The 26162-nt window shown below is 45.1% G+C and carries 23 protein-coding genes and 4 pseudogenes; 12 read left to right on the forward strand and 15 right to left on the reverse strand.

The features are described 5' to 3' along the window. The first annotated feature begins 64 nt into the window (after positions 1 to 64). The 4 genes from pstC (at position 65) to phoU (ending at position 4456) form a co-directional block, all read left to right on the forward strand. The gene (pstC, locus tag AACT42_RS00355) at positions 65 to 1447 is read left to right on the forward strand and encodes a phosphate ABC transporter permease subunit PstC (RefSeq protein ID WP_094132663.1); all 1383 of its coding nucleotides are present in this window, start codon (positions 65 to 67) and stop codon (positions 1445 to 1447) included. 4 nt (positions 1448 to 1451) lie between these two features. After that, positions 1452 to 2834 carry a phosphate ABC transporter permease PstA gene (gene pstA, locus AACT42_RS00360; RefSeq protein ID WP_237666845.1) on the forward strand — a complete coding sequence of 461 codons (1383 nt, stop codon included), beginning with the start codon at positions 1452 to 1454 and terminating at the stop codon, positions 2832 to 2834. Between the two features lie 98 nt (positions 2835 to 2932). Continuing rightward, on the forward strand, positions 2933 to 3679 hold the full coding sequence (gene pstB / locus AACT42_RS00365; RefSeq protein WP_237666846.1) for a phosphate ABC transporter ATP-binding protein PstB: 747 nt from the start codon (positions 2933 to 2935) through the stop codon (positions 3677 to 3679). Between the two features lie 21 nt (positions 3680 to 3700). Further along, the gene (gene phoU, locus AACT42_RS00370) at positions 3701 to 4456 is read left to right on the forward strand and encodes a phosphate signaling complex protein PhoU (protein ID WP_094132660.1); all 756 of its coding nucleotides are present in this window, start codon (positions 3701 to 3703) and stop codon (positions 4454 to 4456) included. A 205-nt stretch (positions 4457 to 4661) separates the two neighbouring features. On the opposite strand, the gene arsB is transcribed toward phoU, so the two are convergent. The 3 genes and pseudogenes from arsB to AACT42_RS00385 form a co-directional block, all read right to left on the reverse strand. After that, positions 4662 to 5756, reverse strand: coding sequence for an ACR3 family arsenite efflux transporter (gene arsB / locus AACT42_RS00375; RefSeq protein ID WP_094132658.1), 1095 nt, complete (start codon positions 5754 to 5756; stop codon positions 4662 to 4664). Between the two features lie 45 nt (positions 5757 to 5801). Beyond that, positions 5802 to 6138 (reverse strand): annotated as a pseudogene (locus AACT42_RS00380) (metalloregulator ArsR/SmtB family transcription factor). 218 nt (positions 6139 to 6356) lie between these two features. Continuing rightward, a complete protein-coding gene (locus tag AACT42_RS00385; RefSeq protein WP_094132656.1) occupies positions 6357 to 6689 on the reverse strand; it encodes a YnfA family protein in 333 nt (110 codons plus the stop codon). A gap of 283 nt (positions 6690 to 6972) precedes the next feature. Here AACT42_RS00385 and AACT42_RS00390 point away from each other — a divergent pair. The 5 genes and pseudogenes from AACT42_RS00390 (at position 6973) to AACT42_RS00410 (ending at position 12018) form a co-directional block, all read left to right on the forward strand. Next, positions 6973 to 8171: pseudogene (locus AACT42_RS00390) on the forward strand (IS4 family transposase). Between the two features lie 570 nt (positions 8172 to 8741). Continuing rightward, positions 8742 to 10070, forward strand: a complete 1329-nt coding sequence (locus AACT42_RS00395) for an IS4 family transposase (RefSeq protein ID WP_094132147.1) — start codon at positions 8742 to 8744, stop codon at positions 10068 to 10070. Between the two features lie 462 nt (positions 10071 to 10532). Beyond that, positions 10533 to 11486 (forward strand): type IV toxin-antitoxin system AbiEi family antitoxin, encoded by a 954-nt coding sequence (locus AACT42_RS00400; protein WP_094167909.1) that lies wholly within the window; start codon positions 10533 to 10535, stop codon positions 11484 to 11486. A gap of 94 nt (positions 11487 to 11580) precedes the next feature. After that, on the forward strand, positions 11581 to 11733 hold the full coding sequence (locus AACT42_RS00405; protein ID WP_157726750.1) for a hypothetical protein: 153 nt from the start codon (positions 11581 to 11583) through the stop codon (positions 11731 to 11733). 57 nt (positions 11734 to 11790) lie between these two features. Further along, positions 11791 to 12018 (forward strand): hypothetical protein, encoded by a 228-nt coding sequence (locus tag AACT42_RS00410; protein ID WP_094132146.1) that lies wholly within the window; start codon positions 11791 to 11793, stop codon positions 12016 to 12018. Positions 12019 to 12193: 175 nt separating this feature from the next. Here AACT42_RS00410 and AACT42_RS00415 read toward each other — a convergent pair whose 3' ends face one another. After that, on the reverse strand, positions 12194 to 12697 hold the full coding sequence (locus tag AACT42_RS00415) for a DUF4411 family protein (protein WP_071919536.1): 504 nt from the start codon (positions 12695 to 12697) through the stop codon (positions 12194 to 12196). Beyond that, complete coding sequence (locus tag AACT42_RS00420) at positions 12694 to 13827, reverse strand: XRE family transcriptional regulator (RefSeq protein WP_094132145.1); 1134 nt, start codon at positions 13825 to 13827, stop codon at positions 12694 to 12696. The genes AACT42_RS00415 and AACT42_RS00420 overlap by 4 nt, the downstream gene beginning before the upstream one ends. Before the next feature lie 477 nt (positions 13828 to 14304). Here AACT42_RS00420 and AACT42_RS00425 point away from each other — a divergent pair. Together AACT42_RS00425 and AACT42_RS00430 are read left to right on the forward strand one after the other, a co-directional pair. Continuing rightward, positions 14305 to 14601: pseudogene (locus AACT42_RS00425) on the forward strand (ATP-binding protein); the annotation flags it as partial. After that, a pseudogene (locus AACT42_RS00430) lies at positions 14602 to 15240 on the forward strand (ATP-binding protein); the annotation flags it as partial. It abuts the pseudogene before it with no gap. A gap of 5 nt (positions 15241 to 15245) precedes the next feature. Here AACT42_RS00430 and AACT42_RS00435 read toward each other — a convergent pair. The 6 genes from AACT42_RS00435 to AACT42_RS00460 all read right to left on the reverse strand — a co-directional run bounded on the left by AACT42_RS00435 (position 15246) and on the right by AACT42_RS00460 (position 20330). Next, a complete protein-coding gene (locus AACT42_RS00435) occupies positions 15246 to 16205 on the reverse strand; it encodes a DUF2860 domain-containing protein (protein WP_094131694.1) in 960 nt (319 codons plus the stop codon). 232 nt (positions 16206 to 16437) lie between these two features. Further along, complete coding sequence (locus AACT42_RS00440; protein WP_026028316.1) at positions 16438 to 17037, reverse strand: thiol:disulfide interchange protein DsbA/DsbL; 600 nt, start codon at positions 17035 to 17037, stop codon at positions 16438 to 16440. A gap of 30 nt (positions 17038 to 17067) precedes the next feature. After that, positions 17068 to 18054 carry a serine/threonine protein kinase gene (locus AACT42_RS00445; protein ID WP_026028515.1) on the reverse strand — a complete coding sequence of 329 codons (987 nt, stop codon included), beginning with the start codon at positions 18052 to 18054 and terminating at the stop codon, positions 17068 to 17070. A 46-nt stretch (positions 18055 to 18100) separates the two neighbouring features. Further along, positions 18101 to 19519, reverse strand: a complete 1419-nt coding sequence (ccoG, locus tag AACT42_RS00450; protein ID WP_094131695.1) for a cytochrome c oxidase accessory protein CcoG — start codon at positions 19517 to 19519, stop codon at positions 18101 to 18103. Between the two features lie 269 nt (positions 19520 to 19788). Next, positions 19789 to 20055 carry a YihD family protein gene (locus AACT42_RS00455; protein ID WP_094131696.1) on the reverse strand — a complete coding sequence of 89 codons (267 nt, stop codon included), beginning with the start codon at positions 20053 to 20055 and terminating at the stop codon, positions 19789 to 19791. A gap of 107 nt (positions 20056 to 20162) precedes the next feature. Next, positions 20163 to 20330 carry a hypothetical protein gene (locus AACT42_RS00460; RefSeq protein ID WP_017043677.1) on the reverse strand — a complete coding sequence of 56 codons (168 nt, stop codon included), beginning with the start codon at positions 20328 to 20330 and terminating at the stop codon, positions 20163 to 20165. Positions 20331 to 20763: 433 nt separating this feature from the next. Here AACT42_RS00460 and trhA point away from each other — a divergent pair, with 433 nt between their 5' ends. Then, entirely contained in the window at positions 20764 to 21423 is a 660-nt protein-coding gene (gene trhA / locus AACT42_RS00465) for a PAQR family membrane homeostasis protein TrhA (RefSeq protein WP_088720688.1), read from the forward strand. Here trhA and AACT42_RS00470 read toward each other — a convergent pair. The 4 genes from AACT42_RS00470 to rsmB all read right to left on the reverse strand — a co-directional run bounded on the left by AACT42_RS00470 (position 21420) and on the right by rsmB (position 26156). Continuing rightward, entirely contained in the window at positions 21420 to 21965 is a 546-nt protein-coding gene (locus AACT42_RS00470) for a DUF3157 family protein (protein WP_094131697.1), read from the reverse strand. The two genes, trhA and AACT42_RS00470, sit on opposite strands and share 4 nt — an antisense overlap. Position 21966: 1 nt before the next feature. Beyond that, positions 21967 to 23412 (reverse strand): TrkH family potassium uptake protein, encoded by a 1446-nt coding sequence (locus AACT42_RS00475; protein WP_017043680.1) that lies wholly within the window; start codon positions 23410 to 23412, stop codon positions 21967 to 21969. Positions 23413 to 23424: 12 nt separating this feature from the next. Further along, positions 23425 to 24801 (reverse strand): Trk system potassium transporter TrkA, encoded by a 1377-nt coding sequence (gene trkA / locus AACT42_RS00480; RefSeq protein ID WP_064624051.1) that lies wholly within the window; start codon positions 24799 to 24801, stop codon positions 23425 to 23427. A 74-nt stretch (positions 24802 to 24875) separates the two neighbouring features. After that, a complete protein-coding gene (gene rsmB, locus AACT42_RS00485; protein ID WP_019283078.1) occupies positions 24876 to 26156 on the reverse strand; it encodes a 16S rRNA (cytosine(967)-C(5))-methyltransferase RsmB in 1281 nt (426 codons plus the stop codon). Positions 26157 to 26162 lie beyond the last annotated feature (6 nt).

The following is a 26162-nucleotide window of genomic DNA, read 5'->3' on the forward strand; positions in this document are numbered from 1 at the left end:
TCTCTGATTAGCTTGGGCCAGTGTTTTCGGCTCAAGCTAACGCTTTAATAAGGTAAGAATAACAATGAATAATCTGATGCTGATGGTGGTACTACTGGCGGTAATGGCACTGGCTTACCACTTAGGGCTGACGTGCAGTAAAAAAGTAGCATCAACCAATGCTGGAACTCAGCGTTTACACTCTCGCCCTGTTTATCACGGCATGCTAACCCTGCTTTGGTGTGTGGTTCCTGCTTTGTTAATTTGGATAGTATGGAGCCTATGTTCTCCCATACTGATTCAGCAAATGGTAGTTGATAGCCTTCCTACGGATCTGCAGCCAACGGCCGTGGAGGGTGCTCACGTACTGATGAATAAACTGCATAATATCGCCAGCGGTTTCGCTGTACTCGATAGCTTTTCTCCTCAAGAAATTACCGCCGCAGACTACTTAAAGCAGTTAGAACAACGCAGCTATTTATTACTCACTGGTTTGATGGCAACGGTTGCCGCGGCCGGATTAGTCTTCAGCACTCGACAAATTCGCCCTGATCTTCGGGCACGCAACACAGTCGAACGTGCACTGCATATACTACTGATTCTGTGTTCTGGTGTGGCGATTTTAACCACAGTAGGCATTGTTCTTTCGATGGTTGGAGAAGCGTTACGTTTCTTTAGTTTTGTTAGCCCGAGCGAATTTTTCTTCGGCACCACATGGAACCCTCGTTTCTCAACAGTAGGTACAGAGAACCAAACCGGCTTTGGTATGTTGCCATTACTGGCAGGAACCTTTTTAATCGCCTTGATTGCCTTAATCGTCGCTATTCCTATTGGCCTGATGTGCGCCATTTATCTAGCTGAATATGCACCAAGTCGCATTCGCTCGATAGCTAAACCGATTATTGAAGTGCTCGCGGGTATTCCCACCATCGTCTACGGCTTTTTTGCTTTAATCACCGTCGGTCCCTTTCTGAGCGAATTGGGACAGTGGCTCCATATCGATATTCGTGCCACCTCCGCTCTAACCGCGGGGATTGTGATGGGCTTAATGGTGATTCCCTTTATTTCCTCGCTATCCGACGACATTCTTACTCAAGTGCCCAAAACACTAAGAGATGGCTCGCTTGGCCTTGGCGCAACCAAATCAGAGACCATTCGCAAAGTGGTTCTACCTGCCGCGCTACCTGGCGTGACTGGCGCAGTTTTGCTCGCCGCCAGCCGGGCGATTGGTGAAACCATGATTGTGGTTCTCGCTGCCGGAAATAGCCCAGTATTAACCGCCAACCCATTCGAGGCTGTCTCTACTATGACGGTTACCATCGTCAACCAACTGACCGGCGATACCGATTTTGCTAGCCCACAATCCTTAGTAGCCTTTGCACTTGGTTTAACCCTGTTTGTGATCACGCTATGCCTTAATGTGATCGCGCTCGTTATCGTACGTAAGTACCGTGAACAGTATGAGTAACGCCATGGACAACAGCATTCAAATGACTAACCTTCAAGATGACGATGCCTATGCGCAACGTAATGAAACAAAACTGCGCATTGCTCGCTCGCTGAAAAAACGTCACAACAGTGAACGCCGCTTTAGAGCTTTCGGTATTGGCGCGGTTGCCTTAGCGTTAAGTTTTGTGGCGATACTATTCACTTCGATTCTTTCCAAAGGTATTCCAGCCTTTTGGCAAGCGACAGTGACCTTGGATGTCTACTTTGACCCCGATGTCGTGAAAATAGAGCCCAAACCCATCCAACAAAGTGATGAGAGCCCGGCGCAGTTCAATCAACGCATGCTCACATGGCAAAGCAGCGTCGGCATGGTTAATTTCAACCGTATTATTGTCAACAGTTTGGCCAACGAAATCCCTGAAGCGACTCGCTACCAGCGTGATGCGATCAAATTGATCACCAGCGGCGAGCGTTTTGCTTTGCGCGATATGATAGTCAATGATCCTTCACTGGTCGGCCAAACCTTACGTCTTGATTTACTGGCGGAAGCCAACGTCGATGTGTGGTTGAAAGGCAACATCGACCGTGATCTACCCGACTCTCGTCAGCAGTTGAGTGCTCGTACCCGCGCGTGGGCGGATGAGCTCGCTGAACGTGGCGTTATCCAAAACAAATTCAGTACAGCGCTGTTTATGAACGTCGATTCTCGCAGCTCATTAGCTTCGGCTGGCCTTGCTGGGGCGTTTATGGGCTCGGTATTTATGATGCTCATTGTTATGGTATTGGCGGTACCGATTGGCGTCGCTTCCGCGATTTACCTAGAAGAATTTGCCCCAAAAAACAAGTTCACCGATTTGATTGAAGTGAACATCAACAACTTGGCGGCGATTCCTTCGATTGTATTTGGTTTACTGGGCGCTTCAGTGTTTATTTTGTGGTTTAAGCTGCCGCTTTCGGCACCGTTTGTCGGTGGTTTGGTATTAACACTAATGACACTGCCCACAGTGATCATTGCTACTCGCTCAACATTGAAAGCGATACCACCATCGATTCGCCAAGCAGCTCTGGGTATCGGCGCGTCCAAAACTCAAGCCGTTTTCCATCACGTATTGCCTTTGGCACTACCGGGCATTTTGACTGGGGCCATTTTGGGTATCGCCCAAGCATTAGGTGAAACTGCGCCACTGCTCTTGATTGGTATGAGCTCATTTGTCGCCAGCGTACCTGCGACACCGCTCGATCAATCAACCGCGCTACCAGTGCAGATTTTCCTCTGGCAAGGTAACGAACTGCGTAACTTTTTTGAAGCAAGAACGTCTGCTGCAATCACCGTATTGTTAGCATTAATGATTAGCTTAAACGCGCTGGCGATTTGGTTGCGTCGACGCTTTGAAACTCGGTGGTAATAAAGATGATAAGTGAAGCTATTATGAACAAACACTCCCTTGTGATACCACAGGTAAAGAGCACCGCTAAAGAAGCAGCCCAAGCCACACAAATTAAAATGGCCGCGCGTGATGTGAAAGTTTTCTATGGTGAAACCAAGGCGCTACACGGCATCGATATGGATATCATTGAGCATGAAGTGGTCGCCTTTATCGGCCCTTCTGGTTGTGGTAAATCGACCTTTTTACGCTGTTTAAATCGTATGAACGACACCATCGACACGGCTCGTGTTGAAGGTTCAGTTACCTTGGACGGGCAAGATATTTATCACCCTAGCTTAGATGTGGTGCAGCTGCGCGCTCAAGTTGGCATGGTGTTCCAAAAGCCTAATCCTTTTCCAAAATCGATTTATGAAAATATCGCCTATGGCCCTAAATTACATGGCCTAGTAGATAACAAATCCGATTTGGATGAAGTCGTCGAAACCAGCTTACGCCGCGCTGGCTTGTGGAAAGAAGTCAAAGATCGCTTATCAGCACCGGGCACCGGACTATCTGGTGGCCAGCAACAGCGTTTGTGTATTGCTCGTGCGATTGCGGTTAACCCTGAAGTGATTTTGATGGATGAGCCTTGTTCGGCGCTTGACCCTATCGCGACCTCGATCATTGAAGATCTGATTGATGAGCTCAAAGGCAGCTACACCATTGCGATGGTGACACACAACATGCAGCAAGCGGCGCGCGTTTCAGATAAAACCGCCTTCTTCCACTTAGGTAACTTGGTTGAACTGAGCGAAACACGTGAGTTGTTCACCAACCCACGTGATAGCCGCACTGAAGATTACATTACTGGCCGTTTCGGTTAACGACTGTTTTAGGAGAATTTTATGACAACTCATGGTGTCGATGGGCACACCTCTCATAGCTACAATAGCGAAATGCGTTCTATTGTGGATAGCGTGGTGAATATGGGTGATTTAGTAATCGTACAGGTGCGGGACGCACTCGATGCGTTTATGACAGGCAATACCGAACTGGCCAAGCAAGTAATTGAACACGATCATAATATCAATTTGTTAGAACTGGCCATTGATCAACGCTGCATTGATATTTTAGTCAAACGCCAACCCGCAGCCCGCGATTTACGTGCGGTGTTTTCGATCATGAAAGCGATCATGGATCTTGAACGAATTGGCGATCAATCTAAACGGATCGCCCATGCGGTGTTGCGTTTAAAGGAGCACCATCCGGGTGACAAAGACTATTTTGATGGTATTGAATTACAAGAAGATGCGTTTGAAACAATTAACGCGAACGTGATCAATATGCTGCAAAAATCGATGAACGCTTTTCACGATCTCAATGCACACGATGCGCTAGAAGCAGCAATGTTAGATAAACAAATCGACAACAGCTACGGCAATATTTTGCGTCAAAATGATAAAGATATGCTGGTGCAAGGCACTCACTATCAAACCATTTTGGAGATCACGTGGATAGGTCGCGCGGTCGAACGGATTGGCGATCACGCGCGCAACGTTTGTGAGTACACGATTTATTTTGTGACTGGCTTGGATGTTCGTCACCAAAACGATCAAGCGATTGCGGAGCTTTTGTCAAGCCCCAAAAACCAGTCGTCATGATATGACGGGTAGTAAAAAAGGCTGCTCTCCATCGCAGCCTTTTTGTTTTTGGAGCACTGTCGAATGTTACTTACTCATCAACCAAGCCTCCCTACTGGATTGCAGTGGTGTTAGTTACCTAGGTTAATTCTAATTACATTGTTGCATTCTTATCGGGATGAACTCATTGACTGCTTAATGGCAAGATCATGACGTTTGTGAATGGTTATTGATTGTGCGCTTTAATACCATGATGGGGAGGATAGTACTTCTTCTTCATTCGTAATGCGACGTTGACCAAAGCAATTAAAACGGGCACTTCAACCAAAGGTCCAATAACGCCTGCAAATGCTTGATCAGAGTTTAATCCAAATACAGCGATTGATACGGCGATAGCCAGTTCGAAGTTATTGCCCGTTGAAGTAAAGGCGATAGAAGCATTTTGGTCGTAAGGGATCCCCATACGTTTCCCGATGTAGAAGCTCACAAAAAACATCACCATAAAATAGATGATCAGTGGCACTGCAATACGGAACACATCCATCGGTAACTCGATGATCATTTCACCTTTCAGACTAAACATCAAAACGATGGTTGCCAAAAGCGCAATCAGGGTGATTGGCGAAATACGCGGGATGAAGACTTCGTTGTACCACTGTTCACCTTTTGCTGAAACTAATAGTTTACGGCTTAAGAAACCCGCTAAGAAAGGGATGCCTAAATAAATTAAGACGCTTTGTGCAATATCCCAGATAGTGATGTCAACAACGAAACTTTCAAGGCCAAAGTAAGGGGGTAAAACAGTAATAAACAGCCACGCCATAAAACTATACGTGACAATTTGAAACGCGCTATTTAATGCAACCAAAGTTGCACCGTACTCTTTGTTTCCGCCGCTGATATCATTCCAAACCAACACCATAGCGATGCATCGAGCAAGGCCGATCAGAATGAGTCCTACCATATAACTAGGTTGATCGCGTAAGAAAATGATGGCTAATGTGAACATCAAAATCGGTCCCACGAGCCAGTTCATCACTAAAGAAAGCATTATCGCGCGTTTGTCACGAGTTACTTCGCCTAGAAGGCTATAATTTACTTTCGCTAATGGAGGGTACATCATTAGGATTAGGCCAATAGCAAGCGGGATATTGGTTGAACCTACAGATAGGCTTTCGTTCCACTGAGCCGACAGAGGGAAGCACACTCCAACCCCGACACCAACGGCCATTGCAAGAAAAATCCATACGGTTAGATATCGATCTAGGAAACTCATTTTTTCAGATGCGCTGGTTTCGCCACAGCTTGAGATATTACTCATACAGACCTCTTTAATATGAAATTGATAAACCAACTGAATAGAGCATTATTCACTTATACCATTCGAGCATGTTTTGCCTTTGATGAACTGCAACTCTGGCTCGATAAGTGCCAAATTATGCTTGAGGGTTATCTCCAGCACTTGCTTAACCCAAGGAGCTAGCCTGGGATTGATTCGGTAGTAAACCCACTTACCACGTCGCTCATCCATAACAAGCTCGTGCTTTCGCAGTTCGGCAAGATGCCGAGAGACTTTGGGTTGACTGAGATTAAGCGCCTCCATGAGATCACACACACAATTCTTCTTGTTTCTGCATTAACAGCAGAGACTTAAGCCGAGTTTCTTCAGCAAATGCTTTGTAAAGAAGGATTGGATCAAACATAGGAACTATTCAACGCAATAAAACATATGAAATATCATATGTTTTATCTTCCGTATGTATCAATTTTTCAATTAAACATGTTCTTCTGAGAGATAAGTTAGTTTGGGAAAAGTAAGTCGATGTCAAATGGCTGTCTTAATGTTGAGACCAAAATAGGGACAGACCTAAGGTGGAGCTTGCTCATACCCCTCAATTTGAAATGTTTCAATAGTTCATTATTAGGTGTACCTTGGCGCGAACATGATGATAACCATGCCGATCAGCGCTACCGTCACACCGACTATGTCCCATAAAGTTGGTCGAATACCATCAACTATCCACAGCCATAGTATTGCTACGAAAATATAAACCCCACCGTAGGCAGCATAAACCCTACCAGCCGCTGTTGGGTGAAGAGAAAGCAACCAAGCAAATAGTGCTAGGGATAGAGCTGCTGGTAGTAAAAGCCAGACAGATTTCCCGTCTTTCAACCAGAGATAAGGTAGATAACACCCCAATATCTCTGCTACTGCTGTAATAAAGAACAACCCGATAGTTTTTGCTTCTACCAACTCAATTTCCTCATATTATTTATAACCGATTTAGCACTGAATATCACAATTGTAACGTTCAGCTCTCAATGATGCAGTCTTTTGGCTATTGCTTCAATTTATGAACCCAGACACAACAAAGAACAACTGATAAATTTCTTAAAAGCAACATTTCGCCCTGACCTTACGAATCCCCTCATAATTTCTATATAAAACAATGAGTAGACGCGCATCGCTCATTCTGATCTAATGAATTTCGCCAAAAACACACCTGATTAAATGGATTTAATAGGGAGCCCTAACGATGCGCGACATTCAAATTCTACAGCAAACTCTCGAGAATCAATGCCCTGACATTCACAAAAAACGACTGAGATCTCTGATACTTGCAACCAAAACTGTACTCGACGGCTCTGATCTCACATTGACCAAAATTGGGCGCGCACTCGACACCGATACCACCGTAAGCATGCGATTAAACGCATCGACCGATTGCTCGGTAATCGCAACCTACACCGTGAAAAAGACACCATTTATAAGTGGCATGCGTCCTTTATTACCCGTGCCAACCCTTTTCCTGTGGTGCTCGTTGATTGGTCAGATGTTCGCGAGCAGCTACGTTATATGACATTGCGCGCTTCAGTTGCCGTTAAAGGTCGAGCCATCACGCTTTATGAGCAGGCGTTTGAATACAAAAACAACAACTCTCCAAAGAGTCATCAATACTTTCTCGATAAGCTTCAAACGCTCCTGCCCGAAGGCTGCACTCCCATCATTGTCTCGGATGCTGGATTTAGAAATACATGGTTTCGGCAAGTCGCCAACAAAGGTTGGTTCTGGTTGGGACGCGTACGTGGCGAAGTCTCGATCAAATGTGGTGATGCCCCTTGGCTATGGAACAAGACCTTCTATCCTCAGGCAACTGACAAACCGCAGTTTTTAGGGGAAAGCCAATTATCACGGCGTTCGCCGCTCACATGCTTTGCCTATTTATACAAGAGCCAACCTAAAGGCAGAAACCCCCATCGACACAGCAGAACCTGCCAAAAGCATTCAGCAGGAAAAGTATTCCACAGAGGTGCAAAAGAGCCTTGGCTTCTAGTAACAAACATCCCCAATCAGGTATTAAATGGCGTTAAAATCACTCGCTTATACGCCAAAAGAATGCAGATTGAAGAGTCGTTTCGAGATCTAAAAAGCCCCGCTTACGGATTGGCACTGCGCCACAATCTAACTCGCTGTACGAATCGTATCGATATCCTACTGCTCATGGCGCTAATGGCAGAAATCATCATGTGGTGGAATGGCTTAATCGCCATGCAAGCTCAATGGCATTATGACTTCCAAGCCAACACTATCAAACATCGCCGAGTACTATCCATCCCTAGATTGGGTAAAGAGGTACGTTGTCATCGAAGATACCAAATAAAAGGGGCCCAATATCATTGGGCTATGGTGGATTATCAACGTCTCACACACACTTGTGGCTTAGGTGAATTATGAGGGGATCCGCCAGCGCCCTGACACGGTTCCACCGTTCATCAGAGATAAGTTTTATTAGGGCTACGCATAGTACAGTTGACAATAGTGCTCTTTGCCGTAAAGAAGGAATGGGGCAAAAGTGCGTTTGCGAAAAAGAGCATTAAATTTTGGGGACGAAATGAATTAGAGAGATTATCAACAACCGGTAAGATCGTTTAGATACAGAGAAATGGATAAATTAGAAGATGGGGCCCTGAACGGCTCTATTGAGAATTTTTCGATGGTAAGTTAGAGATGCCGCTGCCATCTCAATGTCACCTTTGTTCCTTACGAACTGACTGTGACCAAGTGCTGCGCGGACCCACATACAAAGTATGCCTCATATTTAAAGACCAAGGGGCGTATGCTTGGTCTGGTGTAATGATAGATAGTATTGAGTACATGGGCAACCATTAAAGTCTCTGTCTGAGCTCTTTGGATTATGAAGCATTTTAGCCTAATGCCGATCAGTTAAGAGATAAATGATCAGTTGAACGATCCTGCAGATGGCTTATAAAGGCTCTAAGTTTCTAAAACTTTGAGCCTTTTATTTTGCAATTAACTACAGCCCTAACACTCGCCAATCGTTATGCCCCCAATACTGAACAGCTTGGAAAACTCAGTGACATTCTTTGCCATGATTTCATCAACCAATGCTTAGAAGCTTCCGGTGTGGCGACTATTCGTAAACGTCGTATCCCTCTCGACATGGCCGTTTGGGCGGTCGTTGCTATGTCGCTTTACCGACAAGAGCCTTTGTGGTCAATTGTCTCCAAAGCACAATTAATGTTGCCCGGGAAACGAAGTCTGGTTGCCCCGAGTGCTATCGTTCAAGCAAGACAACGGCTCGGGGCTGATGCCATGAAAGAAGTATTCCATCAAAGCCAGAGCTTATGGAATGAAACCGCTGACCATCCGACTTGGTGTGGATTAAAACTCCTCGCTGTCGATGGCGTGGTATGGCGAACGCCAGACACCAAGGAAAACCGCGATGCATTTCAATCTGCGTCAAATCAGAATGGTGAAGGTAGCTTTCCTCAGGTGCGTATGGTTTGCCAGATGGAGTTGACCAGTCACATGCTGGTCGCCAGTGCTTTCGCGAGTTACAAAACCAATGAGATGATATTGGCGGAACAGTTGATTGAAACAACACCAGACTACAGCCTCACCATGTTCGACAGAGGTTTTTACTCTCTTAGTCTTCTTCATCGCTGGGCAAATACAGGGACTGAAAGGCATTGGCTAATGCCAATGCGCAAGAATACTCAATTTACTGAAGTCAGAAAGCTGGGTCGCAATGATCGGATTGTCGAACTCAAGACAACGCCTCAAGCGAGAAAGAAGTCTCCGTCACTACCTGAAGCCATCGAAGTCCGCCTGATAAAGAAAACTATCAAAGGGAAAGAAGTGAGTATCTTGACCTCGATGACTGATCATCGTCGTTATCCGCCAGTGGAAATAGCAGAGCTTTACAGTCATAGATGGGAAATCGAAGTGGGATATCGGGAAATGAAGTCTTCACTTCTGAACAACGAGTTCACACTGAGAAGTAAGAAGCCAGAGATGGTAAAACAAGAACTATGGGGTTTATTGCTTAGCTATAACATTATTAGATATCAGATGGTTAACATGGCTAAAGCAGTGCCTGGCATCTACCCCAACCAACTGAGCTTCACAACGTGTGCTCACTCTATCATTCACGTAATTTTGGGGTTCTGGTTGGAGTCAGCGGGAACAATCCCTAAGCGCATTACACACTTGCAAGAGGAGGCGATACACCATGTCTTGCCCATTAAACGAGAAGAGCGGATATATCCGAGAGCAATAAAACCAAAGGCAAAGAAATACCCCAACAAAAAGAAAGCCAGTCAGCTTAACTGACTGGCATTAAGCATTTTAGCCTTCTTTTTCTGCGGTAGTTTATTGCTCAACATCGTAAAAATAGGCGTACTGAAAGTTTGAAAGTACGTACTGAAAGTATGAATTAACCCTTTTCCCAAGTACTCATAATTTTCATAAGGAATTGATTTTAAATCATAAATGTAAATATTGATGGTTCTCAAATAAAGTGGATTTAGCGTGACAAAAAATGACCCCAAAATAGAACTAATGTATTGATTATTATAATAAAAATATCATTCCTCCTATTGTTGTATTCATACTTTCAAGAAATGCGTAGTGAATGTATGTTTTTAATACTACTTATTGATTTTAATGAGATTTTCCTGGTTAAATTTACTGTTTTTTTCATTTTTCTCGAAAATCTTAAGTTTTTAAGCTAAAAAACTCTATGGTTTTATTTTTTTCATGAATCATGAAAAATGCATAAGGCGTGTATTTACGATGATACAACTTCATAACGAACCCAATCTTATTGGCTTACCGTCAGAATTCAACGCTGTCTATACGGATGGAAAAATGGGTGGTAGGCCGCAGCTAAAAATGACAGTTAATGGTCAGCCGATAACGTTTAATATTTTCCATGCTCATATACATCGTAAAGAAAGTATTGAAAGCTATTTGAAACGACGACCAAAAGCAAACGACATACTTTTCTGTAATCACCTCAGCGATTATCTTAGGCAGTTATGCCATGACTCAAACATCAACTATGCCGATGACTCCGGAAACGTAAGAGTAATGACTGGTGACATATGCATACTCATTGGCAATAGACCTCCGATAAAACAAAATAAATCTCACCAGTTTATGACTATCGGTATCATGAAGTGCTTATTTGCTCTTTTCGCTGAAAAAGACCTTATCAATGAGACCTATGCGAATATTGCATCTAAAGCTGACATTTCGGTTGGTATGGTTACAAAGGCAATGAAGTACCTTATTGAAAACAACCATATAGTAAAGAATAAACGCCAAAGAAGATTTTTAAATGAGCCAGAGCTGCGTTATGAATGGTTGAAAAGCTATGGTCACATTTTAGCTCGCTATCATCAGGTGACGACTTATCCTCCTGTTGACAATTGGAAAGATATCTTATTGCAGCCAGGAGATGTTTGGGGTGGAGAAGTGGCCGCGACTCAGCTTACAAAATATAACCACCCTCACGAGCTACTATTGTTTAGCCGACATCAACCGGTCAAGTACTCTATCGGACATAAAGAGTTACCACCTCTTAAAGTAATAAAGCCATTTTGGGGCAAGTCTTTAAAAATTGGTCAACCTGCGTTGGCATTACTAACTATTGCTGAGTTGCTACTATCTAAGGATGCGCGCAATAGAGAAGTGGCTTATCTTATCAATGATAAATACGGAGAGTTGAACAAATTACCTTTGTGAACTTTGTTATGTTAGGAAGTTCAAAACTGACTTTCATAAACATAGGAATAGCAAAAATAGAATCATACTGGCAAATTGGTGGATGGGAGGTTTTATGACCGAGAAACAACGCAGAGCTATCTTGTACCGTGCCGCTCGTAACCGACGAAACGGTTTGCATCTTAAAAGTGACGATCACCTTGAGCGTAGTGTTAAGGAATCACGGCAGTGGCGAGAATCCATTGAATTGAAATCATCTAGAACCTAAACCAAATAAATTTAAGCACTACTGATTAATCTTACACTATAAGCAGGGATAAAATGCATGACTGCCCCACACTTACACTTAAACTTATTGCCGACATTAGAAGAATTCGAACTGGCAGACGTTCCCTGGAAAGTTGTTGATCCATCATCGTTACCGAAAGCCACTCTTTCAGCATTCGACTCATTTATGAGCGGATCTAGCGTCCCTCATAGGGTATTCGTTTATAGCCATGACTACTCGCGTTTCTGCATGCTCGTTCGCCGAGGGGATATAACGTTATCTTAGGGAGCGTGTTAATTCATGTGTTATCTGGCAGCTTACGCAAACTATCATGGTTTGGCCGAACGGTTGGGCTGAATCAGAGATGGACAAAACTATTTTAGCGAAATTGCTACTTTTAAACGGGATTGAAACGTGGGTTCGTTTCATCACTTCTTGAAAGTAAGAGGGATTCTAAAGCCTAGGCGGTCGGTGCATGCATTACAAATTGAGCTTCTAAATTGTTTAGTAGCTCAAAAGTGTTGATATAAGACACTTTGAAGTGGTCACAAATATTTGGGATTAAGATTTTTTTCTTGATTTTTTTGTCGAGTTTTTCGTGGGTAACGATAACTGCTCCAGTTGTTATAGCTTTAGCAATTAGCCAAGGGTCTGCCCCTCTCAGAAATTCTTCATGTGTTCCGTCTTTCATTTCAGTTAGAGACATTACATAATTCACGACATCTACAAAGGCAAGTTGGGTTGCTTCGTCATCATTAGCTTCAAACAAATGTGAATGTTCTTTAGCCCATGTTGCGAGTTCATCATTACCGTTGGTCAGTTCTTTCTTTATGAATTCGATACTTGCAACGCCGTATTGCTTGTTTGATTGCAATAACCACTGCCAGTAACCCGGGCAAATTGTCATCGAATAGTATCGGTTTTTCGCTTCAATAAATGTATTTGCATCTAACAGGTAATTCATAAGGCAAGTTTGCTCGCGTACGTTTTAATTTTACTTGGTTGGATTCCCAATAAGCTCCCAGCATCGCGAAGCAGCATCCGACCACTCATTGCTTCTGCAACAACTGCACTAGAGAATAAAGCACTGTTACGGGCACCTGCGGTAATGTTAAAGTCTCCTCCGCTGCTTTTTTTGCGTTTGAATGCTTTCATTTCACGTTGGTAAAACTCCCAATAAGTATCAGAGTCTATAGCACCACAGTCGAGAGCTCGTTTAGCCACGACGAGTTTACTAACGTGAAATCTAGAACTAATTTCTACTGCATTGTTTAGTAGGCTAACTAGGGGATTCCACATTTCCTGGAATTCTTTTTCAGGGACAAGGAATTCGCCGGCTACAGCATTGCAGAACTTTTCTTCTTCGGCATGTTCGTTGCCAAGATCAGAAACACCACTACTGCCTATCCAAAGATGAGCTAACTCATGAACAAGTGTAAAAAGCCTTGCTGCTGGCGCATCAGAGCTATTAATGAATATTACAGGCGCTAGTTTGTCGGAGATGGCAAAGCCTCGAAACTCGTTGACTTCGAGTTTTCTTCTGGTGTTATTTCCTACGATGCCGCTTCTCATAACAAGAATGCGAGAGTTTTCAGCTGCGCTGATAAGTTGACGCTGATAGTCTTCCCAAGAGCCTTTTTGAGGTAGAGGAACTTCTAATTCCCCCCTTATGTTTTGTGCAACTTCATAAACAGTATTTTTTGTAGAAAAGCGACCAACAAACGGCAATTCATCTTCGCCAATTTGTCGCAAATACTCTTTATACCACTCTTGCTTATACATTACCTGTTTAATGATATCTCTCATCTCAACAGATACTTCATCACGATGCTTATTACCTATAGTTCTAAGATCGGGAATAGGTAGTTCTTCTTTAGGTGGATTAACTAAGAATAGGTAGCCAAAAGGAATATTAGTAGCGCTTGCAATTTTCTGGGCTTGAACGAATGTTGGCTTAGACGTTCCAGCCTCCCATTCAACTACCCGATCAACCTTTTTAATCCCTAATTTTTGAGCAAAAGCCTCCTCACTTAAGCCGGCTCGTTGCCGTGCCCAAGTTACAATCTGGGGATTAATTAATGCTTGCGTTGCCATGGTCTCTACTGGTTATTTTATTGTAACTACAATACATATCATAGGTGACATTATACATAACTTGTTTTATTAGTCGCTAGCAGCACTGCCTTGAACTGTGCGAAAAGCTAGGTTCCTTAATGTAAGCTTCCCCTACTTAATTACACGCATAATTAGAAAGTGTATGGTGAATGATGGTTAAGTGAAATGAATTACCAATAAATCGAGACACAGAAAGGGGCATAACTGTTTTAGCTGGCAGTTTCGCTCTTTATCTGAATTCTGTGACTGAATTAGTTGTTGCACCTAACGATTAAGTGAATATTTATTCATGAGGAGGGGCTAGATGAAGACGTTAGATTGAATGGATAACATAGCTACTTGCTCGACTAAATACAAAAATTAATGACACTAACGTTCCGTTAGCATCTGAAGCGATGCGCTCCACTAACTCTGACAACACTCACAACATTTCAAACCTCAAATTGACAATATTTATTACTCAAACTCGATATTAGGAAAATGCCGGAATTTGAACGAAAAGTGCTCGACTCACTGCGTGAACCTTTAGAGTCGGGTGAAATTATTATTTCAAGAGCGCAAGGCAAAACGCGTTTCCCAGCTCGCTTTCAATTAGTGGGGGCGTTGAACCCCAGCCCAACCGGTTATTACGAAGGCACGCAAGCCAGAGCCAACCCGCAGAGTATTTTGCGCTATTTGGGACGCTTATCGGGGCCACTGCTTGATCGTTTTGACATGTCGATAGAAATCCCCTCGCTTCCCAAAGGNTATTTATTACTCAAACTCGATATTAGGAAAATGCCGGAATTTGAACGAAAAGTGCTCGACTCACTGCGTGAACCTTTAGAGTCGGGTGAAATTATTATTTCAAGAGCGCAAGGCAAAACGCGTTTCCCAGCTCGCTTTCAATTAGTGGGGGCGTTGAACCCCAGCCCAACCGGTTATTACGAAGGCACGCAAGCCAGAGCCAACCCGCAGAGTATTTTGCGCTATTTGGGACGCTTATCGGGGCCACTGCTTGATCGTTTTGACATGTCGATAGAAATCCCCTCGCTTCCCAAAGGGATGTTGGCGAATGGCGGCGAAAGAGGTGAAGCAACGGCTGTGGTTAAAGAAAGAGTGTTGATTGCTCGTGAACGGATGGTGATTCGTAATGGCAAGGTCAATGCTTTGTTGGGGAGCCGAGAAATTGAACAGTATTGCCCTTTAACTAAGGCTGACGCCGAATTTTTGGAAAATGCACTGCACCGCCTAGGGCTCTCCATCCGCGCGTATCATCGCATTATCAAAGTGGCGCGTACGATTGCTGATTTAGAAGGGGCCGAGCAGATTGCTAAGCCCCATCTAGCGGAAGCGCTCGGCTATCGAGCGATGGACCGCTTGTTGAAACAACTGACCGCACAAGCGGTGTAATGAACTTAAAATTGGTAATTTAACCCTAGCGCTGTAAAGAGAGACGATTCGTCGTAAAACGAGAGGTTTGAGCTCGATTGGTTATAACCGGCTAAAGCGATTAATGACCAATCATCCCAATCCATAAATTGGCTGTATTCGTACGCGAAGAATAGGCTCAGCTCATCGTCATTACGCACAGTGTGATTAAACAGTGAGTTTCCACCTTGATAGTCGCGCTTGGTATAACCAGCGGTCAGTGCCAGTTTGTGGCGATTGATGAAGGTGAAGTAGGAGAGATCGGCGGCGTAAGAGTGATAAGTATTGGCGTCGCCATCCGCTTGGTGGTTGATATAAGTGATGGAGGGCTGTAACAAACTGGTTGGGCTCAGAGAGTAACGGTACTGCCCTTTTAGGTAGTAACTTTTACCATCACGAGCCAGTTCAGGGCTTGGAAACTGATCGTTGTCGATCTCTTTGGTCGCGTAAGCGACATCGATAGTCCATGGGCTGCCTTGAATACTATTGAATGTTAATCGGTAGGCATTTCCTGACTCATCGGTTTCTTGGCGCTGACTGTTTAGTTGGTAAGGGTTAGCCCAGGTTTTTCCAGACATCACGGTCGGCAAAAAAGCCACATCAACCACGGTACCTGTCTCCATCTCATATTGATACCCCAGCTGAAGCGCTAAAGTGCCGACGGCAATATCATCACGTGAGGTGCCTAGATAAACCTGTTGTTGACGTTTGTCCCCGAAGGTGTAAGCAAGGTTACCCAAAGGCCCAACGGCAAAGTTTGACTGCCGGCTAATCTTTGTTTCGAGTGATGTAATACGCTCATCTCCACCCGTATCAAATGATGATTGGGAAGATGCAAAAATAGTATTAATGGCAATCTCACCACTTAAACCTGTTTCTGGAGCCAGTTCGGCAGATACATGAAAAGCCAGAGCGCTAACAAGCGTCATGGACAGGTATTTATTCATTAGGAGTTTCCATACTTTGATTCAATAGTGGTTAAGTATATGAATAAACTTGGATGACGACACGATAAAACTAATCTGACCGTTTTATGAATGAAGGGTGAGCCTTGTCTTAGGCATACACAGTTTTGTGCTGCGATGGCTTGTGTTTCAATATTGGTTGTATGAGAAAGCGCTGCAAGGTTGAACTTGATTAAGTAAAAATGAGGAGCCGTTGCTCCTCATTTTTGAATGATTACTTGGTCAGTAGGTAATTGACCAGTTCGAAGTATTCATTGGTCGATTTAACACCTTGTCCCTGCACCAAATAATGATTGTTAACCACGACAGCAGGCACACCTGAAAGGCCGCTTTCTTGGAACTGTTTGTCAAAGCGGCGCACCATTGAATCGACGGCAAAACCATTAAAGGCGGCATCAAATTTTGCTGCATCAATACCTTCGTCTAGGAAGATTTGACGTAGATCCGCATCATCTCTTGGTGGTTTACGCATCGTGTGGATGCGGTTAAACATCACGGGCACCATTTTGTCTTCAACTTTGAGGGCAAGCATGGTGGCGTAAGCTTTACTCATTGATTTACCCATAGAGCCACCCATAAAAGAAACATGGTTTTTCTGCAGAGTCACCCCTTGTGGGAGCTGCTTTTTCAGTTGGGCGATGATCGGCTCAAAGGTATTGCAGTGTGGGCAGTAAAAGGAGAAAAACTCCGTCACGGTTGGATTTTTAGAGGGTTCAAGATCAAGCACTTTATAATGCTCACCTTCTTTAAATTGGGCCGCATGAGCCGATAAGCTCAGCAGTAAGGTTGCAACCAGTGCAAAAAGCTTCTTCATTGTGTACTCCATTTATTGCTTCAAGGTGACTTACCATTGTGGCATTAGTGAGAGCGTAGGCTCGTCTAATGCTGCTATTTGTTCTTTAAACGCAAGCACTTGGCTTTCCCAATATTTAGGGTCATTAAACCAAGGGAAGGCGAGTGGAAAAGCAGGGTCCTGCCATCGTTTGGCCAACCATGCCATGTAATGCACCATTCGTAGACCGCGTAACGGTTCAATTAGTTTCAATTCGGCTGGATTAAAATCGTGAAACTCTTGATACGACTCCAAGATAATGTCCAACTGCATTCGCTTATCTTGCAATTCGCCATTGAGTAGCATCCACAAATCCTGTACTGCTGGTCCATTGCGAGCATCGTCTAAATCGACAAACATGGGCCCATCTCGCCACAAAATATTGCCTGGATGGCAATCACCATGCAAGCGGATGGCCGCGGATTTTGCTGGCCATTGCTGTTCAATTTTGTTGATCAATAACGATAAGTCACTGAAAAAGGTATTTTGCAAGTGCTGAGGTATGAAGGACGCATTTTCCAATAGCTGTTTGGGTTGATAAAGATACTCATCTAAGCTGATGGTCGGGCGATGAACAAAAGTACGAGTGGCACTGATGTGATGAATGCGTCCAAGAAACCGGCCCACGCCTTCTAATTGGTCCATATTGTCCACTTCAAACTGCCGCCCACCCACACTGTTAAACAGCGCGAAATGATAGCCCTGATAGTGATGTAAGGTTGCACCGTTGATGAGCAATGGCTCAGCAATCGGAATTTCCGCCGCGTACAGCTCGCGTGTGAAATCGTGCTCCTCTTGAATTTGCTCAACACTCCAGCGCTGAGGTCGATAGAATTTCACCACATAGCGTTGGCGTTCTTCATCGATGAATTGATAAACGCGGTTTTCGTAACTGTTGAGTGCTAGAAATCCTGATTCAGCACGAATGCCGATGCTTTCTAAGGCATACCACATGGTATCAGGGGTGAGTGCATCAAAATGGAAAGAAGCTTTGGTCATGATTAAAAAGGGCCCATTACTGAGCCCTTTTCCATTCGTTACGAAGTTAGAGTTTATTAATAAACCGGCTCTCAACTTCTATCGTGAATTGGTTACTGTCCGTGAGTATAAACTGAATCGTCGCTATAGGAGAGCTGAGTTTGTCAGGAGCGACGCCAAGGCTGGTTGGTAGGTTCAATACCTCTCCTGGTTTGACTTGGATAGTTTGTTTACCATACCAAGAGACGTCCGATAGCCCTTTCACGTCAAGCTTATACTCTTGCGTTTGCTGAGTTTTGTTGATGACTTTTAAGGTGTAAGTGTTCTCAATTTCACCATTGCTGTTGGTTTTAAATAGCTGGTTTCTATCACGCAATACACTTAAGCCGGCCGGATCAACACTGGCTACTTGAGCGATGAATAAGCCAAACATCACCAGCAGTACCGTGCCATAACCGAGCAATTTAGGCCTGAGTATTTTGGTGTGGTGGCCGGAGAGGCGATGTTCTGTGGTATAGCTAATGAGCCCTTTTTCATAGCCCATACGTTCCATCGTGGTATCGCACGCATCAATACAAGCGCCGCAGTTAATGCATTCGTACTGCAAGCCATCACGAATATCGATGCCAGTCGGACACACTTGTACGCACAAATCACAATCAATGCAGTCACCTAAACCGAGTGCTTTGTGATCGGCTTTACGAGCGCGTGGCCCGCGAGTTTCACCGCGTTTGCTGTCATAGCCAACAATAAAGGTATCTTTGTCAAACATCGCAGACTGAAAGCGAGCATAAGGACACATATGGATGCAGACGATCGAACGCATCCAGCCTGCATTTCCGTAAGTACAAAGGGTGAAAAAGAGTACCCAGAAGACGGGCCAGAAACTTTCATCGAGTGTGAAAAAGTTCACCACGAGTTCGCGTACCGGGACGAAATAGCCGACAAAAGTAAAACCAGTACCGAGTGCAATCGCCAGCCAAGCAATGTGTTTGATGGCTTTTCTTATAGCAAGATTAGCTGTGAGTTTTCCTGAGTCTTGCTTGCGGCGTTTATTGGCGGCGCCTTCGAGTTTTTCTTCAAACCAAATGTAGATAAATGTCCACACAGTTTGCGGGCACAGATAGCCACACCAGACACGGCCAAGAAAAGTGGTAATAAAAAACAGGCCGAATGCCGCAATCATAAACAACAGGGCCAGTAGAGTTAGGTCTTGTGGGTAAAGTGTGGTGCCGAAAAAGTTAAATTGCTGGTGGCCGATGTCGAGCAAAATCGCTTGGCGATCACCATAAGAGATCCACGGTACTAAAGTAAAAAGCAGCAGTAAAAACCAGCCACCATAGCGGCGGAGTTGTTGATAAGTACCTTTACTTTCGCGCACATAAATACGGTTGCTAGGGTTAAAACGGTCACCGTTGCCTTTGTGAGTTTTGGGGTTGAATATTTTAGGAGTCACATCCTTTATATCGATTTTGTCCTGACTCATGAAATGATCCTTGTTGGGCTGTAAGGTGTGATTTCTTTTAGTTCACACTCTGCGACATTGCTGTTTTCTCTTTGGGTACAATACCAAGATGAGAAATTATCATTGTTCAATCTTTATTTATTAAGCGGCAAGTATAACGCCAATAACAATTTTATTTCTTTAACACTATCAACCTTTAACAATAAAGCCTCAACTCGTGAGGCTTATCGCTAATAATAAAAAAGCGACCTAATAAGGCCGCTATCTTGATCACTATCACAGGGGTTACATCATTTTATGATGCCACGCGCGCGTAAAATGGCTGATTTAAAATCATCTTCCTGATCTTTCTTCAGGCCAGGAATCATTTCGTCTTTGGCGCTGTTGCGCATTTTTAGATGGTAGATCAATACATCATCCGTGAGTGCTTCTAAAGGTCCTTTATAACCCGCTTCTTGAGCCAGTTTGGTGATGAATTGCATTAAGTTGAGCTGCTGATCTTTTTGCCATTCAGGCGCAAGTAGTTCAATTAGCTCTTCAATTCGATGACATTGCATTTTCTTTTCCCCAATTTTTATAAGTATTTTGAGTAAAGGTATCAAATTGCGGATTGAAGTCCAATTGAGCGCAAAGAAAAAGCGCAGGGTTTAGCTGCGCTTTTTAATTATGCTGCCTGAACAACATTAGTTGTGCTCGATGCAGTAAGGGCATTTTTTTCAACTAAAGTCATTGCTGGAGCGACTTTTTTTGTAGTCGGAGCAGCAGCAAAACCACTACGACGACGCATTGCACTACGGTTTGTGTGCGAAAACCTGACAGCTGTTGGGCGCATTCATTAACCTAACGGTCAGGCACATCCATTGCCAATCTAATGGCCTGAATCACCATGAGTTGAGCTTCATAATTGAAGGGTGGCTCTTCTGGCTCTCGCCAATCCAAATAATGATTCAGGAATAACGATATGCTTTCATATCGTAGTTAGATTAGCACCAAGTTTTGAATTGATCGATAGTTGAACGATTGTTGAGATGAATATTCTTGCAAATAAAGCTTAAAATTGTGTGAGATGCTTGGTTGAGTTTGTCATCTGATCGGCATTACATCGCGTTTTGTTAAATAGGAGGTACCTATGTCGTTTACAAAAAACTCGCGATTTATCGCTCTCCTTGATACCCGTTCGTTACGAAATTTGTATTTAGGCTTACAACTGTAAGCTGAGGTGTGCAATACTAAGCCCACATTTTGTTGCTTTTGGTATGGTGTTTATGTCTGCTGTTGACAATGACGGCTATGGTGCTGGTGAAGAACGGGCGAATGCACTGAGTCATGGTTTGGGGCTATTGCTTAGTTTTGTTGGTTTAGTCTTGCTGCTGATCAAGGCAACAAGTGCGCAGGCCGATGCATTGACTTATATCAGTATGAGTCTCTATGGAGGCAGCATGATAGCGTTATTCCTTGCTTCAACGCTGTATCACTCCGTTGCGACACCGAAAGCCAAACGCTGGCTAAAAACGTTCGACCACTGTGCCATTTATCTACTGATTGCCGGAAGTTACACCCCCTTTTTGTTGGTTAGCCTTCGCACTCCTTTGGCGATAGGTCTTATGGTGGTGATCTGGCTGCTGGCGCTGCTCGGTATCATCATGAAAATTGCCTTTGTCTACCGTTTTAAAAAGTTCTCACTAGTGACTTATTTGGCGATGGGGTGGTTATCCTTGGTTGTGATCTACCAACTGGCGCTCAATATCGAGGTCGGTGGTTTGGTGCTACTTGCTGTTGGTGGTTTGGTCTATTCGCTCGGGGTGATTTTTTATGTAGCGAAACGCATTCCCTATAACCATGCGATTTGGCATTTATTCGTGCTAGGTGGCAGTGCTTGTCACTTCTTTGCGGTTTACCTTTTTGTTCACCCAGTAAGTGCTTAACGCATTTCGACCCGCTCAATGTTGGCCGAAATTTGATAGCCTTGCTGGCGATCAACCTGAAGGGTAATCGGCTTTCCTTGCGCTTGAGTTTGTGGGCGTAAATAGCTATCAGCCATCCGTTTAATGGATTGCCAAATGGGTAACTGCTGAGTGAGCAGTGGTTGACCTTGCTCGTCATAAAGAGTGATGCTGAGCACTACCGCAATGACAGATTGCGAGCTTTGATTGGTAATGGCTGTTGGGATAACGAGTGTATCTCCTTGGTAGTAAGCCGCGCCGAGTACCACTTCCACTCCAGAATCTGACAGTTGTAAAATCGGTTTTTCACTCCCCATCTCAAAGGTGGTTGCTCGGGCTTTTTGAGCAATAGGGGCCGCGTGAATGACGGTTTCCGGCGACATTGATAGCGGTTCAACATATTGCCATGTGAAATCATCATTGAGTTTCACTTGGCGGCCATCTTCTAAGGTCAGAAATTGCGCGCAAGATACGGCGCTTGCTGTCATGCTTAACAGCATCATTATCACAGGTATTGTCTTCATCTTAACGTCGCCAAAATGCAGGGAAAAACAGAACGATAATCGTCAAAATTTCTAAACGGCCCATCAACATCCCTAAGCTCAGAACCCACTTTGCTGCGTCAGGCAGTGGTGCGAAGTTGCCCGTCGGGCCAATCACCGAGCCCATTCCGGGACCAACGTTGGCCACTGCTGTGATGGAACCTGAAATGCTGGTGACAGGGTCAAGGCCCATTGCACTGAGCGCGCCTGCGATAGCAATGACAGTGATGAAAAAGGTTAAACCAAAAGCGACGACTGAGCGGACAATATCATCATTAACTGGACGATGATTATAGCGCTGTACGAAGATGCCTGATGGATGGACCAACTTCATAATTTGTTTATTGAGCAGCGTCATCGCAATTTGGAAGCGGAACACTTTAATCCCACCAGAGGTTGAGCCGGAACAAGCTCCTGCTGCCATTAAGAAGATGAACAGCGTGCTTGGCAGTGCGCCCCAGGCGGTGAAATCTTCCAAACCAAAACCAGTAGTCGTGACCACTGAAACGATATTAAACATCGCCACTCGCAGGGCGTCCAACCAGTAGTAGCCTAGTTTGAGATTCAGCCACAACGCAATGATGAGACTGGCAATTAGGAAAAGATAAGCAAATCCGCGAACTTGTGCGTCTTTTATGATCACTTTGATATTTTGTTTTCGTGCCGCAGCAACAAACAGTAGAAAGGGCAAGCCCCCCAAAAACATAAACAGCGTTGCTACCCAGTGTGCACCGTTTGAGAAGTGGTTCATCGAACCGTCGGAGGTGGAATATCCACCAGTCGACAAGGTGGTGAATGAGTGGTTGATCGCTTCAAAAAGCGTCATGCCAGTGAGGATGTAGCCAATCAAGCACAGTAAGGTCAGTACCAAATAGACCAGCACAATATTTTTCGCGACAGTTTTGGCGCGTGGGCTACTTTTATCGGACCAATCAGACGATTCGGTTTGGAACAGTTTCATCCCACCCACATTGAGCATTGGTAATACCGCTACCGCCATTACGATAAACCCAACCCCACCAAGCCATTGCAGAATAGAACGCCACAACAAGATGCTGGGCGGCATATTATCAAGGCCACTGAGTACAGTTGAACCTGTGGTGGTTAGCCCTGACATGGTTTCAAAGTAGGCGTCGGTAAAGCTGATGTGGTTGATAAAGACGAAAGGGAGCGCCGCGAAAGCGCTAGCAACCGTCCAAACTAAGCTGGTGATGAGAAACATATCGCGCACGCTGAGCTTAAAGTGCGCGGTACGCCCCAAGCTTAAGCAGATAAAGGCGACAATATGAGTGATGATGACCGCTTGAGCAAAATCAAGGAAGCCACCCGTACCGGTAAAAAAAGCGACCAGTGTTGGCACATACATAAATAGGGCGAGCTTAGACAGCACGAGTCCTATAACGAATGAAATGGGGCGTAAATTCAGCATGACGCCAATGACCTATAGGAAAAATGGGCTAGGTTGGAACAAGGCTTCCACATCGGGCACGTACTTTTTATCCACTAAGAACATCACCACGTGATCATCTTGCTCGATAATAGTGCGGTCATGGGCGATTAACACTTCTTCACCACGCACAATCGCGCCAATGGTTGTGCCCGGTGGCAGTTTAATATCACCCACTGCGCGTCCCACCACTTTAGAGGTGTTTTGGTCGCCATGTGCAATTGCCTCAATCGCTTCTGCCGCGCCACGGCGTAGCGAAGAGACGTTAACGATATCGGCACGACGTACGTGAGTCAGCAGTGCGGAAATGGTGGCTTGTTGGGGTGAAATCGCGACATCAATCACGCCGCCTTGTACGAGGTCGACATACGCGCCACGCTGGATAAGTACCATCACTTTTTTCGCGCCCATACGCTTGGCGAGCATGGCGGACATGATGTTGGTTTCATCTTCGTTGGTGAGCGCAATAAATACATCGACTTGGTCGATGTTCTCTTCGGTTAGCAGCTCTTGGTCCGCCGCATCACCACAAAATACTATGGTGTTTTCTAACTCTTCCGATAACTGCTCTGCACGTGGGTAATTACGCTCAATCAGTTTAACGCTGTAGCTGTGCTCTAAACGTTTGGCTAAGCTTGCCCCAATGTTACCCCCGCCAACAATCATGATACGGCGATAGGTTTTTTCCAGCCGCTGTAGCTCACTCATGACCGAGCGAATATGATTACTGGCTGCCACGAAGAACACTTCATCGTCAGCTTCAATAATGGTGGTGCCTTGCGGGCGAATCGGCCGACCTTGGCGGAAAATGGCCGCGACGCGGGTATCAATGTGCGGCATGTGTTCACGTAGCGCTGAAAGAGCATTACCCACCAATGGCCCGCCGTAGTAAGCTTTCACAGCCACTAGGCTCACTTTCTCTTCGGCAAAACTCACCACTTGCAGTGCGCCGGGGTATTGGATCAACCGTTCAATATAGCTCGTCACTAGCTCTTCAGGGGCGATAAGGTGATCCACCGGGATCGCGCCTGACTGAAACAAAGTCTCTTTTTCAAGCAGATATTCAGGAGAACGAATACGCGCAATTCTGTTGGGCGTATTAAACAAAGAGAACGCCACCTGGCATGCCGCCATGTTGGTTTCGTCGGTATTGGTGACCGCAACCAGCATGTCCGCGTCCTGTGCGCCCGCTTCACGCAGTACATCAGGGTGGCTGGCGTGGCCATGAATCACCCGCAAATCGTACTTGTCTTGCAGCTCGCGCAAGCGGTCACTATTTTTGTCGACAATGGTGATGTCATTGTTCTCGCCGACCAAGTTTTCGGCCAGTGTGCCACCGACCTGACCTGCACCAAGAATAATGATTTTCATACTCTGTTCTCTTTCTACCTGCCGAATATCGGCCACTGAAAAGGCAGCAGTAATGCTGCCAATGTGCGTCGAATTTACGCTTGTTTGGTTAATACTGCGTAGTAAAAACCGTCCATATCTTCTTCTCCGGGGAGTATCTGACGCCCCGGCTGCTCACGATCGGAACCCACTAATTGAGCGTTATGAGTTCGTTCTAAGAAGGCTTTGACCTGCAAGCTGTTTTCTTGTGGAGTGATCGAACAGGTTGCGTAAACCATAGTGCCACCGACTTTTAATTGCTTCCACATTGCGTCCAGTATTTCGCTTTGTAATTGAGCCAATGCCTCAATATCGCTACCACGACGTAGCCATTTGATGTCTGGATGACGGCGAATAACCCCAGTGGCAGAGCAAGGTGCATCTAATAAAATTCGGTCAAACTGTTCGCCATGCCACCACTCTTCAGGGTAACGAGCATCACCGCAGATCACATCAGCGCGAAGTTGCAGGCGTTCTAAGTTGTCATAGACGCGTTCAAGGCGGGTTGCATCGCTGTCAATCGCAACCACTTCAGTATCGTGTGTGTGCTCCAGGATGTGCGCGGTTTTACCCCCTGGGGCGGCGCAGCAATCTAAAATAAGCTCGTCTGCTTTAGGTTGAAGGTAGTCAATCGCTAGCTGCGCAGCGGCATCTTGCACCGATACCCAACCACGATCAAAACCGGGTAAAAGCGTTACATCGCAAGGTGCAGCGAGTTTTATTGCGTCGGCGGCGTGAGAGTGCACGCTGCACTCGATATTTTCGCTAGCTAGTAGTGCAAGATATTCATCACGAGTGTGGTGCTGACGGTTGACGCGCAACCACATTGGCGCTTTTTGATTGTTCGCTTGCACAACCGTTTCCCACTGTTCTGGGTACGCTTGTTGTAACAGTTTAAGTAGCCAACTTGGGTGGCCATATTTGCCTGCGTTGTGGCTAACGGCGATAGCGTCCAGTGCTTCTTGATCGCGCAAGTAGCTGCGCAATACGGCGTTGATTAGCCCACCTAAATTTTCACCGCGCAATGTTTTGGTGCCTTCAACCGTCTCGGCTACTGCGGCGTGAGCGGGAATGCGCATAAAGCTCAATTGGTAGATACCAACTAAAATAAGATGGTGAAAAACCCGCTTTTTCCCTTTCAGTGGGTTGTCCATTAGCTCATTGGCAATTGATTCCAAACGAGGCAAATAACGCAAAGCCCCATAGCAGATCTCTTGCAACAGAGCGTGGTCTCTTGGGCGGATGGTTTTTTGCGCCGCAGGAAGTGCGTGAGAAAGTGAGTGGCCTTTATCAACCACTTGAAACAACACGTTAGCCGCAGCTGCGCGAACATTCATAGAAGT

The sequence above is a fragment of the Vibrio sp. V15_P4S5T153 genome, from assembly GCF_963874485.1.
Classification (GTDB): domain Bacteria; phylum Pseudomonadota; class Gammaproteobacteria; order Enterobacterales; family Vibrionaceae; genus Vibrio; species Vibrio anguillarum.

Coding starts and splice junctions, on each gene's coding strand:
- pstC (WP_094132663.1), top strand. CDS start 65: ATGAATAATCTGATGCTGATGGTGGTACTACTGGCGGTAATGGCACTG.
- pstA (WP_237666845.1), top strand. CDS start 1,452: ATGGACAACAGCATTCAAATGACTAACCTTCAAGATGACGATGCCTAT.
- pstB (WP_237666846.1), top strand. CDS start 2,933: ATGGCCGCGCGTGATGTGAAAGTTTTCTATGGTGAAACCAAGGCGCTA.
- phoU (WP_094132660.1), top strand. CDS start 3,701: ATGACAACTCATGGTGTCGATGGGCACACCTCTCATAGCTACAATAGC.
- arsB (WP_094132658.1), bottom strand. CDS start 5,756: ATGAGTAATATCTCAAGCTGTGGCGAAACCAGCGCATCTGAAAAAATG.
- AACT42_RS00400 (WP_094167909.1), top strand. CDS start 10,533: ATGATACAACTTCATAACGAACCCAATCTTATTGGCTTACCGTCAGAA.
- AACT42_RS00405 (WP_157726750.1), top strand. CDS start 11,581: ATGACCGAGAAACAACGCAGAGCTATCTTGTACCGTGCCGCTCGTAAC.
- AACT42_RS00410 (WP_094132146.1), top strand. CDS start 11,791: ATGACTGCCCCACACTTACACTTAAACTTATTGCCGACATTAGAAGAA.
- AACT42_RS00415 (WP_071919536.1), bottom strand. CDS start 12,697: ATGAATTACCTGTTAGATGCAAATACATTTATTGAAGCGAAAAACCGA.
- AACT42_RS00420 (WP_094132145.1), bottom strand. CDS start 13,827: ATGGCAACGCAAGCATTAATTAATCCCCAGATTGTAACTTGGGCACGG.
- AACT42_RS00435 (WP_094131694.1), bottom strand. CDS start 16,205: ATGAATAAATACCTGTCCATGACGCTTGTTAGCGCTCTGGCTTTTCAT.
- AACT42_RS00440 (WP_026028316.1), bottom strand. CDS start 17,037: ATGAAGAAGCTTTTTGCACTGGTTGCAACCTTACTGCTGAGCTTATCG.
- AACT42_RS00445 (WP_026028515.1), bottom strand. CDS start 18,054: ATGACCAAAGCTTCTTTCCATTTTGATGCACTCACCCCTGATACCATG.
- ccoG (WP_094131695.1), bottom strand. CDS start 19,519: ATGAGTCAGGACAAAATCGATATAAAGGATGTGACTCCTAAAATATTC.
- AACT42_RS00455 (WP_094131696.1), bottom strand. CDS start 20,055: ATGCAATGTCATCGAATTGAAGAGCTAATTGAACTACTTGCGCCTGAA.
- AACT42_RS00460 (WP_017043677.1), bottom strand. CDS start 20,330: ATGCGCCCAACAGCTGTCAGGTTTTCGCACACAAACCGTAGTGCAATG.
- trhA (WP_088720688.1), top strand. CDS start 20,764: ATGTCTGCTGTTGACAATGACGGCTATGGTGCTGGTGAAGAACGGGCG.
- AACT42_RS00470 (WP_094131697.1), bottom strand. CDS start 21,965: ATGAAGACAATACCTGTGATAATGATGCTGTTAAGCATGACAGCAAGC.
- AACT42_RS00475 (WP_017043680.1), bottom strand. CDS start 23,412: ATGCTGAATTTACGCCCCATTTCATTCGTTATAGGACTCGTGCTGTCT.
- trkA (WP_064624051.1), bottom strand. CDS start 24,801: ATGAAAATCATTATTCTTGGTGCAGGTCAGGTCGGTGGCACACTGGCC.
- rsmB (WP_019283078.1), bottom strand. CDS start 26,156: ATGAATGTTCGCGCAGCTGCGGCTAACGTGTTGTTTCAAGTGGTTGAT.